This is a genomic window from Kribbella sp. NPDC004875, assembly GCF_042873375.1.
GTDB lineage: Bacteria > Actinomycetota > Actinomycetes > Propionibacteriales > Kribbellaceae > Kribbella.
This window is the reverse complement of the sequence record NZ_JBIALI010000008.1, coordinates 157,351-170,798: the sequence shown is the minus strand read 5'-3', so window position 1 is coordinate 170,798 and position 13,448 is coordinate 157,351. Positions and strand designations below refer to the sequence as shown.

The 13,448-nt window shown below is 67.8% G+C and carries 16 protein-coding genes; 8 read left to right on the top strand and 8 right to left on the bottom strand.

From position 1 onward, the window contains the following. Positions 1-8 precede the first annotated feature (8 nt). The 3 genes from recO to ACFYRH_RS36915 are packed head-to-tail and all read left to right on the top strand — an operon-like array spanning position 9 to position 1,716. On the top strand, positions 9-752 hold the full coding sequence (gene recO, locus ACFYRH_RS36925; protein WP_387784828.1) for a DNA repair protein RecO: 744 nt from the start codon (positions 9-11) through the stop codon (positions 750-752). After that, positions 752-937, top strand: coding sequence for an antitoxin VbhA family protein (locus ACFYRH_RS36920; protein WP_387784826.1), 186 nt, complete (start codon positions 752-754; stop codon positions 935-937). Before recO ends, ACFYRH_RS36920 begins: the two co-directional genes overlap by 1 nt. Next, complete coding sequence (locus tag ACFYRH_RS36915) at positions 937-1,716, top strand: Fic/DOC family protein (protein ID WP_387784825.1); 780 nt, start codon at positions 937-939, stop codon at positions 1,714-1,716. Before ACFYRH_RS36920 ends, ACFYRH_RS36915 begins: the two co-directional genes overlap by 1 nt. A gap of 685 nt (positions 1,717-2,401) precedes the next feature. Here ACFYRH_RS36915 and ACFYRH_RS36910 read toward each other — a convergent pair. The 3 genes from ACFYRH_RS36910 to ACFYRH_RS36900 all read right to left on the bottom strand — a co-directional run bounded on the left by ACFYRH_RS36910 (position 2,402) and on the right by ACFYRH_RS36900 (position 4,906). Next, complete coding sequence (locus ACFYRH_RS36910) at positions 2,402-2,794, bottom strand: hypothetical protein (RefSeq protein WP_387784823.1); 393 nt, start codon at positions 2,792-2,794, stop codon at positions 2,402-2,404. Positions 2,795-3,275: 481 nt separating this feature from the next. Beyond that, on the bottom strand, positions 3,276-4,295 hold the full coding sequence (locus ACFYRH_RS36905) for a hypothetical protein (RefSeq protein ID WP_387784822.1): 1,020 nt from the start codon (positions 4,293-4,295) through the stop codon (positions 3,276-3,278). Next, positions 4,289-4,906, bottom strand: a complete 618-nt coding sequence (locus ACFYRH_RS36900; RefSeq protein ID WP_387784820.1) for a hypothetical protein — start codon at positions 4,904-4,906, stop codon at positions 4,289-4,291. The genes ACFYRH_RS36905 and ACFYRH_RS36900 overlap by 7 nt, the downstream gene beginning before the upstream one ends. Positions 4,907-5,086: 180 nt before the next feature. Between ACFYRH_RS36900 and ACFYRH_RS36895 the strand changes: the two genes are divergently transcribed. The 3 genes from ACFYRH_RS36895 (at position 5,087) to ACFYRH_RS36885 (ending at position 6,905) form a co-directional block, all read left to right on the top strand. Beyond that, positions 5,087-5,956, top strand: a complete 870-nt coding sequence (locus ACFYRH_RS36895) for an isoprenyl transferase (RefSeq protein WP_387784818.1) — start codon at positions 5,087-5,089, stop codon at positions 5,954-5,956. 89 nt (positions 5,957-6,045) lie between these two features. After that, positions 6,046-6,375, top strand: coding sequence for a hypothetical protein (locus ACFYRH_RS36890; RefSeq protein ID WP_387784817.1), 330 nt, complete (start codon positions 6,046-6,048; stop codon positions 6,373-6,375). Positions 6,376-6,383: 8 nt separating this feature from the next. Beyond that, positions 6,384-6,905 (top strand): hypothetical protein, encoded by a 522-nt coding sequence (locus ACFYRH_RS36885; RefSeq protein WP_387784815.1) that lies wholly within the window; start codon positions 6,384-6,386, stop codon positions 6,903-6,905. A 2-nt stretch (positions 6,906-6,907) separates the two neighbouring features. On the opposite strand, the gene ACFYRH_RS36880 is transcribed toward ACFYRH_RS36885, so the two are convergent. The 4 genes from ACFYRH_RS36880 to ACFYRH_RS36865 form a co-directional block, all read right to left on the bottom strand. Continuing rightward, the gene (locus ACFYRH_RS36880; protein ID WP_387784810.1) at positions 6,908-7,549 is read right to left on the bottom strand and encodes a response regulator; all 642 of its coding nucleotides are present in this window, start codon (positions 7,547-7,549) and stop codon (positions 6,908-6,910) included. Then, positions 7,546-8,760: a sensor histidine kinase gene (locus tag ACFYRH_RS36875; RefSeq protein ID WP_387784808.1), complete on the bottom strand. Its 1,215-nt coding sequence runs from the start codon at positions 8,758-8,760 to the stop codon at positions 7,546-7,548. The genes ACFYRH_RS36880 and ACFYRH_RS36875 overlap by 4 nt, the downstream gene beginning before the upstream one ends. Positions 8,761-8,867: 107 nt before the next feature. Continuing rightward, on the bottom strand, positions 8,868-9,677 hold the full coding sequence (locus ACFYRH_RS36870; protein WP_387784806.1) for an ABC transporter permease: 810 nt from the start codon (positions 9,675-9,677) through the stop codon (positions 8,868-8,870). After that, positions 9,674-10,552, bottom strand: a complete 879-nt coding sequence (locus ACFYRH_RS36865; protein ID WP_387784804.1) for an ABC transporter ATP-binding protein — start codon at positions 10,550-10,552, stop codon at positions 9,674-9,676. Before ACFYRH_RS36865 ends, ACFYRH_RS36870 begins: the two co-directional genes overlap by 4 nt. A 260-nt stretch (positions 10,553-10,812) precedes the next feature. Between ACFYRH_RS36865 and ACFYRH_RS36860 the strand changes: the two genes are divergently transcribed. Further along, positions 10,813-11,907, top strand: coding sequence for an S-(hydroxymethyl)mycothiol dehydrogenase (locus tag ACFYRH_RS36860; protein ID WP_387784803.1), 1,095 nt, complete (start codon positions 10,813-10,815; stop codon positions 11,905-11,907). Positions 11,908-11,973: 66 nt separating this feature from the next. Next, a complete protein-coding gene (locus tag ACFYRH_RS36855) occupies positions 11,974-12,921 on the top strand; it encodes a sigma-70 family RNA polymerase sigma factor (protein ID WP_387784802.1) in 948 nt (315 codons plus the stop codon). Here ACFYRH_RS36855 and ACFYRH_RS36850 read toward each other — a convergent pair. Beyond that, the gene (locus tag ACFYRH_RS36850; protein WP_387784800.1) at positions 12,907-13,401 is read right to left on the bottom strand and encodes a GNAT family N-acetyltransferase; all 495 of its coding nucleotides are present in this window, start codon (positions 13,399-13,401) and stop codon (positions 12,907-12,909) included. The genes ACFYRH_RS36855 and ACFYRH_RS36850 overlap by 15 nt on opposite strands. Positions 13,402-13,448: the final 47 nt, after the last annotated feature.

Here is a 13,448-nt window from a genome sequence, read left to right as displayed (position 1 = left end):
CTGAGGCCGTGCCGCTCTACCGGGATCAGGCGATCGTGCTGCGCACCCAGAAGCTGGGTGAAGCGGACCGGATCGCCACGCTGCTGACCCGCGCCAACGGCAAGGTCCGCGCGGTCGCGAAGGGAGTCCGGCGTACGTCGTCCCGCTTCGGCGCCCGCCTGGAGCCGTTCAGCCACGTCGACCTGCAGCTCGCCACCGGCCGCACGCTCGACGTCGTCACGCAGGCCGAGTCGATCGCGGCGTACGGCGAGGGCATCGTCGGCGACTACGCGCGCTACACCACCGGCACCGTCCTGCTGGAGACCGCCGACCGCCTCGTCGTCGAGGAGAAGGAACCCGCCACCCAGCAGCACCTGCTCCTGGCCGGCGCGCTCCGCGTCCTCTCCACCGGCGAACGCGAACCTTCCTTGGTCCTGGATTCCTTCCTGCTCCGCTCACTGGCGATCTCCGGCTACGCCCCGTCCTTCGACGACTGTGCCCGCTGCGGCGAACCAGGTCCCCACCGAGCCTTCAACCCCGCCGCCGGCGGCATGGTCTGCACCACCTGCCGCCCACCCGCCTCAGCCATGCCGTCCCCCGCCACGGTCGCCCACCTGGCCGCCCTCCTCACCGGCAACTGGCCCATCGCCCTCCAAGCCGACCCCAGAACCCGCCGAGAAGCCACCGGCCTAACCGCCGCCTTCTTCACCTACCACCAAGAAAACCAACTCCGCTCCCTCCCACACCTCGACCTGACCCCCGGGGGTTCCTGATGCCGTCGAACCGCGCTATTGACCGCCTGAGCCCGGACAAGCGCCGCCAGCTCGACAACCTGATCGCCTCCTGGCAAATGGAGAACATGCCCCTCACTGCCCCGGAGATCGACGTCCTGGCTCGCTACGTCAACGGCGAGATCACCGCGGACGAACGCCGCCGCCTGCTGGACGAACTCTCCTGATGCCGGCCTTCGACAACTGGGGCGACTACTTCTGGCCCGGCCAGATCGACGACTGCAAGATCAACAAACTCAACATCCACGACGCCACTCGGCTGGACAACGAGGAGCGCATTCGGTCAGCTGAGCGCGCCGCGGAATTCATCACGGGTGAGGCCGACGTTCCACGAACCTTCGACCTCGACCACCTACGCGCGATTCATCGCCATCTGTTCCAGGACGTATACGACTGGGCCGGAGAGCTGCGTGTCACCGAGCTGGTTCGGCCGTCCGAGAACCCCGATGCGCCCGGCAACGAGTTCGTCAAACCGGAGGACATCGAGCGCCTCGGCACGATGGTCTTCGCCCAACTCGGCGACCCGGCCGAGCTCCGCGACCGCCCGACGTCCGAGGTGGTGGACGTATTGGCGCGAACCTACTCAGGCGTGAACGTCCTCCACCCGTTCATCGAGGGAAACGGCCGCACGCAACGGATCTTCCTCGACCACGTTGCCGAAGCGGCCGGTTATCGCATCGACTGGAGCCGGATCGCCGACCGCCAGAACGAGCTGATGGCGGAGGCGTTCGGCATCGGGCCCGAACCTGTCCGTCAAGCTTTGTCCGAGTGCATCGAACGCATCCCCGACCCCGAGGCCAGGCAGGACACCGAACACTCCCTCCGCCTAACCACCGAAGGCCTCGCCAAACCAAGCCCCACCCCGCCCCAAGCCACCGCAACGCCCAACCGCACCCAACACCGCCACCCCACCACCCGCAACCCCAGCCGAAACGAACGCCAATAACCCTCACACCAAACAAGGCGCCGCCCTCCACAACAGGTCGCCCTGGGGAGCACCTAGGGGGTACGGCGTACCTCGCCAGCCTCACCGCCCGACGCGAGACGAGTCAGCATGTCTCGTCGGTTTGTCGTGGACGAGAATCCACATCTGTCGCCCCGTCGTTCCTTTTTCGCGTACATGAGGCGCGATTCGAAACGATGGCGAGGGCCGTTGTCAGATTCCGCTGGGACTGGCTTGCCATTTGTCCGATAACGCGAAACGACCTTCGAGCTGTCGATGCAGCTCGTGAGCCTGACCTCTGGCTGCTCGACTTTGAGATTCACCGACCGCACTTCGAGCGAGGTGATTGTCGCATCGCCCGTCTGGTACCAACCGTTGTCCACTTGGAACTGGAGGTACCCTGCGAGCCATATAACCCAGGAGCCTCCGTTGCCGGCGGCCTCTAGATCCGCCATAGTCGCCTTGACAGGTTGCTTGAAGGCCGCGTTGGCAGCTGCTCTTGCGGTTGAAGAGCGCGCTTTCGCTGCGCTGATTGCGACCTGCTCCCGCGGGGCTCCAGACTGGCGTCGATGACGCGATCGCGGTCGAGGTGGCAGTGGCTGAGGGGGTGACCGACGCGGGGGAGTTGGACGTGTTGTTGGGCGCGCCGGCCGTCCTGGGAGATTTGCTGAAACGGTTCGGCACATTGTCAGCATGAAGAATTTGCTTTCTCATCAGTGAGAAACCACATCTTGGTGGAATCCGCGGATCGCGCGGTGTACCGGAGTTCGGCAGAGAAAGCCACGCGCTTGCTGCCGCTGGCTGCGATCGGGACCACTTGGTGATCCTTCTGGAAATGCAGAACGGTCGCGGAGAAGTCCACGCACGAGCGCAGTATCACTCTCGGCTGCGTCGCAGTGAGTTCGACTGCTGTCGGTGTCAGCGAACGGACTCGAGTTTCTCCTGTCCGGTACCAGCGGCTGTCGCGGAGGGCGCGGACATCGCCAAGGGCGTCGAGGATCCGCTTGTCGCTCAGCCCTGCCGCTTCAAGCGCGGTACGACTCGACAGCGTCGGGTTGCTCATGGCCTTGTCGATCGCCACAAGCGCAGCTATGTACCTTGCCTTCGCCGCAGTAATGGCGGCCTGCTGGTCATGCGTCCAGCTCGGGGCGGCCGGGGTGCTGCGACTCGGCATACTGCCGACTGCGGAGGTCGTTCGACCGGAGTTGGATTGACTAGCTTCGGGAGAGCCTCCGCATGCAGTCAGCGCGGCGAGGGTACCGAGGGCCGCTGCTGCGACGGTCGCGAGTTGTTGGCGCGGCATCTGGTGGAGCTCCGATCTTCAGCGCCGTCGCGAATTGGTGGTACGACGGTGTCGTAGCGAGTCAGCAGGTCGACGGCTGCAGCGGAGAAGAATCGCGGACGGCGGGGGCAGCGTGCGTCGGCCTGTTCGATCCCTCGAGCCTCCTTGCATCAAGGCTTGGGGCCGGCAGCACGACGTATCTCGAAAGCAACCCGAGCTACTGCCTGCCGATCCGCCAATGCCGGCGACCTCGCCCGCAGCAAATCCGGCTCAACGGGCCTCAGCAGCCCGCCTCCGCTGGTGCAACCGTCGCGTCGCCACCTTCAGGATCCACCAGCACCGGCACAGCCTCACCGATTCGCAGTTGGGTCGCCGCTTGCTGGGTCATAGAGATCTGTCCGGTATCACCAAGGGTGCTCTGCCAGGTGATGTCCCACTGCGCGGTCGCCGTCACCGGGTACTTGCACTTCGCCAGCTTGCTCGAGGTCTTCGCGTACTGATGCCCACAGGTCGGTGAGCCCTTCGTGCCCATCGCTGTGGTGTACGGCGTCCCCGGACCCTCACATCGAACGGTCTTGCCATCACCCATCGACCAGTTGATCGCCTTAACCTGCGCCGTAGCCGTAACCGACAACCCGGGCACACTCGCGCTCCGCACGATCGGACCCCAAGTGTTCTCAGTCTTGGCCACCCACAACCAAACCGGCATATTGACCAGTCCGATCTGCCCCTGATCCGGAGCCGTCTTGATGAGCGGAGGCGCGAGTTGCATTTCCGCGATGGCCTGATAGGCCAGAGTCACCGGATCGACCACCACCGTGTCGGGCCTGCCGGGTAGCCAGACCCACTTGGTGACGAGATGTTTACCTTCGTCGTACCCTTGCTCTCGAACGCACGCCCAGATGCTCCCATCGGTATGGCCTTGCCATCGAGGATCGCTTAGAGGTGGCTGCGGCATCTCTTTCTGCATATAGCACTGTTCAGTGTTAGACCAGTTGCCGTACATCGCATTGGTGCATTTCTGTGGTGCGTCATTGAAGGTGCAGATTTGTTTGGTCTGTGGCTTCCCGGTCCCCTTGGTGCCGGGCTTTCCAGGCTTTCCCGGGGCAACAATCTTCGTGGCTGGAATCCACACACAGTGTCCTGATGGACTGCAATGTCGCACGAGGCGAGGTATCGTCTTGGTCGCGGTCGGCTGAACGGGCTTTGGCGGATCGGCATGTGCAGTACCGGACAGCGAACACGCGATCAATGCCGCGGCCGTGGCAGCAGCCAATGTTGAAAAAATTCGGTTCAACATGTACCGCCATCCTTCTCGTCAACCAGGATCCATGTTTTCGCCCCAGTGCCCGCGCCAGGTGCGAAGACGAGGCGAGACTGGAACTGATGGCGGTCGCCGTTGTCTCCCTCGACCGGAATAGGCTCGCCGTTTGTCTGGTACCGCAGCACGACCCCTGCGCTGTCGATGCAGGATGTCAGCCTGACCTCTGGTTGCTCGAGTTTGAGATTCACCGAACGAACGGTCATTGCCACGACCTTGGCGGCCCCTGTCTGATACCAACCGTTCTCGACGCGAAAGTTGATCTCTTCGCCAACAGACCTGGCCCACGCGCCGCCGTTTCCAGAGGCGGCCAATGTGGTGCTTGTCGCCTTGGTCGGCTGGCTGAGGGCGGCTTCGACTCCGGCTCGCGCCGTGACGTATCGCGCCTTGGCGGCGGTGATGGCGGTCTGTTGCTCTGGGCTCCAGGTTGGGGTGGACGGCGCAGTCGGAGTCGGTGAGGACTTGGGAGTCGCTGAGGTTGTGGTGGGGGTGGTGTTGGGTTGGCCGGCCTCTGGGGAGCCGTTGCAGGCGGTCAGGGCGGTGAGGGCGCTGAGCGTGGCTGCGGCGGTTGCTAGGGGTCGGCGGCGCATGGGGAGGGGCTCCGATCTTGGGTGCTTTTGGTGTAAGGGTTGCATACGGAGGGTGTTCGTGGGGTGGGTTATCCACAGGTTGCAGGTTGCTGCAGGGAGGAGAAGCGGGTCGGCTTGGGTGGGCTGCGCTCGACGGTAGGTGTGCGGGGGCGCGGGAAGGGCGGGTGGGAGACTTCGGGTATGTCGCCTATTGGTCGTCGTCGGGGTCGTGGGTCGGAGTCTCGGGGGGCTGGGATTCGGGGGTCTGGGGTCCCGGGGGAGAAGAAGGTTGTGGTGGCGCCGGAGGGGCATCCTTCGGGGGCTCGGGTGCCGGAGGTGCCGAAGGAGCTGGTGCCGAGGCATGTGGCGATCGTGATGGACGGGAACGGGCGGTGGGCCAAGCAGCGGGGGCTGGCGCGGACCGAGGGGCATCGGGCGGGGGAAGCGGCGCTGCTGGACGTGATCAAAGGAGGGATCGAGATCGGGGTGAAGTACATCTCGGCGTACGCGTTCTCGACCGAGAACTGGGCGCGGTCGCCGGAGGAGGTCCGGTTCCTGATGGGGTTCAACCGGGAGGTGATCCACCGGCGCCGCGACGAGCTGGACGCTATGGGGGTGCGGGTGGTGTGGTCGGGGCGCCGGCCGCGGTTGTGGAAGAGCGTGATCGACGAGCTCGAGTACGCGCAGGAGCGGACCAAGGACAACGACACCATCACGCTGCAGTTCTGCGTGAACTACGGCGGCCGCGCGGAGATCGCGGACGCGATGCGGGCGATCGCGCGGGACGTTGCCGACGGCAAGATCAGGCCGGACCGGATCACCGAGCAGACGGTCGCGCGGCACCTGTACGCGCCGGACATCCCCGAGGTCGACCTGTTCGTCCGGTCGTCGGGTGAGCAGCGGACGAGCAACTTCCTGGTCTGGCAGCTCGCGTACGCCGAGATGGTGTTCCTCGACACACTCTGGCCGGACTTCGACCGCCGCGATCTGTGGCGAGCCATCGAAATGTATGCGCAGCGTGACCGGAGGTACGGCGGAGCGGTACCGAACGAGGTGTTGAGCGAAGGATGACCGGGCCGCGGGCAACTGTCGCGGAACGGGGGAGGACCTGGTCGCGTCTACGGTCGTTGGAGGAACACCCCGACGACAGGAGTAGAAGCGTGCCGGAGCAGGCGATGAACGAGACGCCGCGCGAGGTTGCCGAGCGGGAGCTGCTCGCTGTGCGGGAGGAAGTGCAGCAGATGGCCGAGACGATGCGCGCCCGGCTGGAAGCGGACGAGCGTCCGGCGACCGACGAGCGTACGGCGACCGACGAACAGCCGGCGCCCGCTCCCGAGGAAGCGCAGTCGGAGAACCCCGCGTGGCCGCCGACCGCGCCGCAGGCAGGTCAGTCGGACAAACCCGAATGGCCGCAGGATCAACAGGCCGTGCAGGACGACCAGTCGGGCGAACCCGAATGGCCGACGACCGGTCGGTGGGCCCAGCGTTGACTCTCGACGTGGGCGAGATCGCCGGCCGCACCGGCCGGGTCGCGCAGGCGATGCACAACACGCGGCTGGAGCTCGGCCGGGCGGAGCGCCTGCTCGATGCGGACTCGCCGCCGACTCGCCCGGAGCTGATCGAAGTGCGGGACCGGCTCATGGGCAACGGGCGGCAGCTCCGCGACGCGCTCGGACACGTCGACGCGCTCCGCGAGATCCCGGCGTACGGCGAGCTGAAGCACCACGTCGAGAGCGTCGAGCGACTGGCGAAGGAAACCGAGCGGGGCGTCGATGCAGTTGCAGCGAACCCGGCAGCTCTGCGCGAGACCCGGGACCGGCTGCGACCAGGCATGGCCGCCGCTCGGGTCTCGGTGCAGTTCGCGATCACCACGGCCAACGAGGCGCGAGACCTGGCGAAGACCGCCGAGGCCGCCACGAACCCCACGCCTACGTCGGCCCAACACGCGCCCGGAAGCGCCCAACCCGAGGTACGCAACCGCCCGGACGGGCAGTCGCAGAGCCCCGGCGTACAGCTGTAGCGTCAGCGCCCCGGTGAGGGGAGCAGGCCGCGTTCGATGGCGACGGTGACGGCTCGGGTGCGGTCGTCGACGTCTAGCTTGGCGAACAGGCGCTGGAGGTGGGTCTTGACGGTGGCCTCGCCGATGAACAGTTCGCGGCCGATCTCGGCGTTGCTCAGTCCTCGAGCCACAGCTGCGAGTACTTCGAGTTCCCGGGGCGAGGGCTGCGCGGCAGCAGCGGGAGCCGGCGTACGCAGGCGGGACATCAACCGCGCCGCGACCGGCGGAGCGAGAACGGTCTCACCACGAGCTGCGGCCCGGATGCCGTTCAGCAGCTCGGCATGCGGCGTGTCCTTCAGCAGATACCCGGCAGCACCGGCCTCGACCGCGTGCAGGATGTCGGTGTCGGTGTCGTACGTCGTCAGCACCAGCACCCGCGTCGACGGATAGCCGGACACGATCGCGCCGGTCGCCGCCACCCCGTCCATCCGCGGCATCCGCAGATCCATCAGTACGACGTCGGGCCTCGTCGACTCCACCACTGCCAGGGCCTCCGCCCCGTCGCCGGCCTCACCGACCACGGAGATGTCGTCGGTCACCGACAACATCCCGGTCAGTCCGGACCGCACCACCGGATGGTCGTCGACCACCAGAACCCGAATCACGCGCCCTCCTGCACAGCCGGGATCAGCACCTGCACCCGCGTACCACGTCCCGGCGCGCTCTCGACCTCGACCGAGCCACCGGATTCCTCGACCCGCCCACGCATCGCGTTCAGCCCGAACCCGCCGGACACCGAGCCCGGCGTGAACCCGGACCCGTCGTCGCGGATCTCGATCCACACCCCGCCGTCGGACAGCCCGAGCGTGATCAGCACCTGCGTCGCCGCGGCGTGCTTGCGGACATTCGCCAACGCTTCCTGCGCGGACCGTAGCAGCACCACCTGCTGCGCCTGCGGCAACGCCGCGACCTCCTCGTCGGGCAGGTCCAGCTCGACCTGTACGTCGACTCCCGTCTCGGCGGCGAAACGTTCCGCCTGCCGACGCAGTACCTCGGCCAGTGTTGCCTCCGACAACGCCACCGGGGTGAAGGCGGCGACCAGCGCCCGCGCTTCGGCGAGGTTCTCCCGCGCGGTGTCCTCGATCGCGGACAGCCGGGCCGCCGCCCCGGAGGACCCGCCCTGCGAGAGCTCGGCCGACGCCGCCTGGGCCAGCATCACGATGCTCGTCATCCCCTGCGCGAGCGTGTCGTGGATCTCCCGCGCCATCCGCTCCCGCTCGGCCATCACGCCGGCGCTGTGGTGAGCCTCGGCGAGCTCGTCCCGCGCGGACTCGAGCTGTTCGATCAGCTCGGCGCGCTGCTGGCTCTGCGTGATCACCTTCTCGATCCAGATCCCGAACAGCAGACTGACCACGAGGCTGACCAGCATCCACGGGAGGATGTCCCAGAACGCCGTCCAGCCCCACCCCGCGCTCCACAACTGCGCCGTACCGACGCCGAGCACCAGCAGCAGGCTGAGCCCGATCCCTTCGCGGACGTCCTCGCAGAGCAGCCAGATCTGCGCCGACGCGATGAACATCAGGAACACCGACTGCGGATAGATCCCGATCAGCACCATCAGGCTGGCGATCAGCACCAGCCGATAGAGGTACGACGGAAGCGCGCGCCGCGACCGGATCGCGGGCAACCCGAGGAACTGGTACGCCGCTGCGAGCACCACGACCGTACCGGCGAACACCGATTGCCGGACCGTGCCGAGGTGCCCGAGGAACGACAACGCCAGCGTCATCCCGAGCAGCACCCAGAACACGATGTGCCATCCGACCAACGCCCGGGTCCAGACGGGTTGTCCGGCCGCACCGTGAGAACTCTGCACGGACCCCATCTTCCTCCACATCAGGATCCACAAGCGCGGCCCGGTCCAGGCGGGTGTCCCGGGCTCCTCGGCGCCACGCCGCTCGGGAAGGCTGAGGAGCCCGTTCATCAGCCCGCGTCCCGGCGGGTCCAGCGGAACACCCGCTGGGCCAGGAACAGGCCGACGATCAGCCAGATCGAGAGCACGATCGCGCCGGTGCCGAGCTGCCAGGAACCGCCCGGCTCGTTCACCTGGAACCCGTCCGGCAGGAACACCGACCGCATGCCCTGGGCGAGCCACTTCAGCGGGAAGAACTCGGCCACGGTCCGCATCCACGCGGGGAGGCTGGAGTAGACGAAGTACACGCCGGAGATGAACTGGAGCAGCAGGACGACCGGGGTGACCACCGCGGATGCGGCGCGGCCGGACTTCGGGACGACCGAGAAGGCGATCCCCAGCACCGACCCGGACGCCGTACCGAGGATGAAGATCCACAGGAAGTTCAGCCACTTGCCCGGCGACGTCGGGATGGCGACGCCGAGCAGCAGGCCGGCGATCGCGAGCAGCAGCGCGAACTGCAGGACCGACGTGAACAGGACCATGCCGATCTTGCCGATGAAGTACGACTGCGGCGACATCGGGGTACCGCGGAGCCGCTTCAGCACGTCCTGGTCGCGCTCGATGGCGATCGCGATGGCCAGTGACTGGAAGCTGGTCAGGAAGATGCCGGAGGCAATCATCCCGGGGGTGAAGTAGGTCGCGGCGGTGACGCCGCCGGAGAAGTCGGTGCCGCTGAACACGGCGGAGAAGATGCCGAGGAAGATGATCGGGAAGAAGAACGTGAAGATCAGCTGTTCGCGTTCGCGGAAGAACTCCTTGACCTCGATCCCGGCCCGGGACAGGCCGACCTTCAGCGGCGAGGGCAGTACGGCGCTCATCGCGCGGCTCCTTCCAGTTCGGGAGCGGCGGTGACCGACCCGATGAGTTCCAGGTAGATGTCTTCCAGGCTCGGCCGCCGGACCTGCAGCTCGGGCACCTCGCCGCCGTACTCGGTCATCAGCCGGGTGACCTCGGCGGTCGGCCGGTCGGTGCGCAGCTCGCGCATGCCGTCGGCGGCCAGCCAGGAGACCCGCGCGGTGCGGGCGCCGCGGCCGCCGAGCGTGTCCGGGGTCGCGACCTCGACCATCCGGCCGTCGGCGATCACGCCGACCCGGTCGGCCAGGTGCTCGGCCTCGTCGAGGTAGTGGGTGGTGAGCAGGATCGTGGTGCCCTCGGTGCGGAGCTCCTCGATCAGGGTCCAGAACTGCCGGCGCGCCTCCGGGTCGAACCCGGTCGTCGGCTCGTCCAGGAACAGCAGTTCGGGGTTGCCGATCACGCCGAGGGCGACGTCGAGCCGGCGGCGCTGACCGCCGGACAGAGTGCGGACCCGGGTCTTGCGCTTCTCCTCCAGCCCGACCGCGGCGATCACCTGGTCAGGGTCGCGCGGGTTCGGGTAGTAGCCGGCGAAGTGCGTCACGATCTCGGAGACGGACAGCACCGCCTCGTCGCGGGTCGTCTGCGCGACGATCCCGATCCGGGACCGCCAGACCCGGTCGCCGTGCGCCGGGTCACTGCCCAGCACGCTGATCTCACCCTCGTCGGCCCGGCGATACCCCTCCAGAATCTCCGTGGTCGTCGTCTTACCGGCCCCGTTCGGGCCGAGCAGGGCGAAGACCTCGCCCCGATGGATGTCCAGGTCGACACCGTCGACCGCGACCTTGTCCGGGTACCGCTTGACCAGGCCGCGCACCCTCACTGCGTTGTCGTTCTCCATGCCTCAACCTTCCCGTCCGGGTGGCGAGGCGCGGGAGCACCACTCGGCGGACCGGTTGTCCCCCAACCGGGGGACACCCGCAGTCCGCCGTACCCCTGGAGGCCGACTTTGTGCACGGGGTCCGTACGGGCGGGGCGTCGCGGCACGGATCGGGTGCACAAAGTCGCGAGGGGGCGGCGGGCGGCGCGGGGCGGCGCGGCGGGGTGGGGCGGCGCGCCGGGTGGTGGCGGGGGCCGGGGTACGGCGGTTAGGTTCGGGGAATGGCTCAGACGGTGCGTGGTGTGGTGGCGGCGAGCAAGGGTGCGCCGGTGACGATCGAGCAGATCACGATCCCGGACCCCGGTCCTGGTGAAGCGGTCGTGCAGGTGCAGGCCTGCGGGGTCTGTCACACGGACCTGCACTACCGGGAGGGCGGGATCAACGACGAGTTCCCGTTCCTGCTCGGTCACGAGGCGGCCGGCGTGGTCGAGTCGGTGGGTGAGGGCGTCACGGACGTTGCCCCCGGCGACTTCGTCGTACTGAACTGGCGGGCGGTCTGCGGGAACTGCCGCGCCTGCCGGCGCGGACGGCCGTGGTGCTGCTTCAACACCCACAACGCGCAGCAGAAGATGACGCTCGCGGACGGGACCGAGCTGAGCCCCGCGCTCGGGATCGGTGCGTTCGCGGAGAAGACCCTGGTCGCGGCGGGGCAGTGCACGAAGGTGGACCCGGCGGCGAAACCCGAGGTCGCCGGCCTGCTCGGATGCGGCGTGATGGCCGGTCTCGGCGCCGCGATCAACACCGGGAATGTCGGCCGCGGGGACTCCGTCGCGGTGATCGGAGCCGGCGGCGTCGGTACGGCGGCAGTCGTCGGCGCCCGGTTGGCGGGTGCGGCGAAGGTGATCGCGATCGACCTCGACGAGCGCAAGCTGACCACGGCGGCGGAGCTCGGGGCGACGGACACGATCAACTCGAAGTCGCTCGACCACGACGGCGTGGTGACGGCCGTCCAGGACCTCACCGGCGGCTTCGGCGCCGACGTCGTCATCGACGCGGTCGGCCGGCCGGAGACGTGGAAGCAGGCGTTCTATGCTCGCGACCTGGCCGGGACCGTGGTGCTCGTCGGCGTACCCACGCCGGAGATGCGCCTCGACATGCCACTCCTCGACTTCTTCGGCCGCGGCGGTTCGCTCAAGTCCAGCTGGTACGGCGACTGCCTGCCGACCCGGGATTTCCCGATGCTCATCGACCTGCACCTCCAGGGCCGCCTGCCGCTGGACCGCTTCGTCTCGGAAACCATCGCGCTGGACGAGGTCGAGGCCGCGTTCGAGAAGATGCACCACGGCGACGTACTGCGTTCGGTGGTCGTTTTCTGACCGGAGCGATGAATCTCGGGGGGCCACGCGGTATGTATCTGCGTGGACGGTTGGAGGGCTGACGCGATGGAGCGGGACGAGTTCGAGCAGCGCGTGGCGCCGTACCGGCGGGAGCTGCTGGCGCATTGCTATCGGATGCTCGGGTCCGTGCACGATGCGGAAGACCTGGTGCAGGAGACGCTGCTCCGGGCCTGGCGGGCGATCGACACGTACGACGCGGAGCGGGCCTCGCTGCGGACCTGGCTGTACCGGATCGCCACCAACGCCTGCCTGAACGCGATGAAGGGGCGGGCCCGTCGCGCGCTGCCGTCGGGGCTGGTGGGCGCGGCCGACGATGCGTACGCGGCGATCGAACCCGCCCTGGACGTGCCGTGGCTGCAACCGTTCCCGACCAAGGACGACCCGGCGGTCGCGCTCGCGGAGCGGGGGAGTCTCCGGCTCGCGCTGGTCGCCGCGATGCAGTATCTACCGGCCAGGCAGCGGGCGGTGCTGGTGTTGCGCGACGTCCTGGACTGGCCGGCGGCCGACGTCGCCGAGGCGTTGGAGACGACGCCGGCCTCGGTCAACAGCGCGTTGCAGCGGGCACGGGCGCGGCTGGCCGAGATCGGGATCACCGAGGACGACGTCGACGAGCCGACCGATCGCGAGATCCGGCAGCTGATCGACGACTACGTGCGCGCCTTCGATGCGGCCGACGTCGACGGGCTCAAGCGGCTGCTGGCCGAGCAGGTGGTGCTGGAGATGCCGCCGGCGCCGCTGTGGCTGGTCGGGCGGGACACGTACGGCGACTTCATGGAACGCGTCTACTCGATGCGCGGGCCTGCTTGGCGGCTGCTCGTGACCGGGGCGAACGACCAGCCGGCCGTCGGCGCGTACGCACGCGCCGACGACGGGCTGTACCGCGCCCACAGCCTCCAGGTGTTCGCCGTCGGCAAGACCGGCATCACGCACAACATCACGTTCTTCGACCAGAGCCTGTTCGGCTACTTCGGCTTGCCGCTACACCTTGAATGAGATCCACAGGTCCGGCGTCGCCTCGGGCTTGCCCTTGACCGGGCGCGCCTCCTGGGTCCACACGTCACCCGAGATCTCGGTCGCGACCCGCTGCCAGAACCGGACAGCCTTCTCGTTGTTGCCCTGGAAGGCGACCTCGCACGGCCCGGGGTGGTTCGCCAGCACCTCCTGAACGGCGCGAAGGCCGAGCCCGCTACGGCGTACCGGACGGACCATGAAGAACGCGTTCAGTACGTGGACCGGCTGCTGCAGCGCGCGCATGAAGCAGAAACCGACCGGGTTCTCGCCGACCGAGACCAGGTACCCGGCCCACTCCGGGTCCTCCGTCAGGACCTTCTCCAGCCACTCGGTGCGGTAGCTGCCGTCCGGGCGCGGCAGCTGGCCCTGGAACTCGGACATGTCATGGCGGAACAGCAACCACAACCGCTCCATCACCGGTCGGTCGGACGGCTGGACGCGGCGTACTGCGAGATCGGACATGGGTCTCCTCAGACGGAATCAGAACGCAGAAAAGCCTCCCGCCGGAA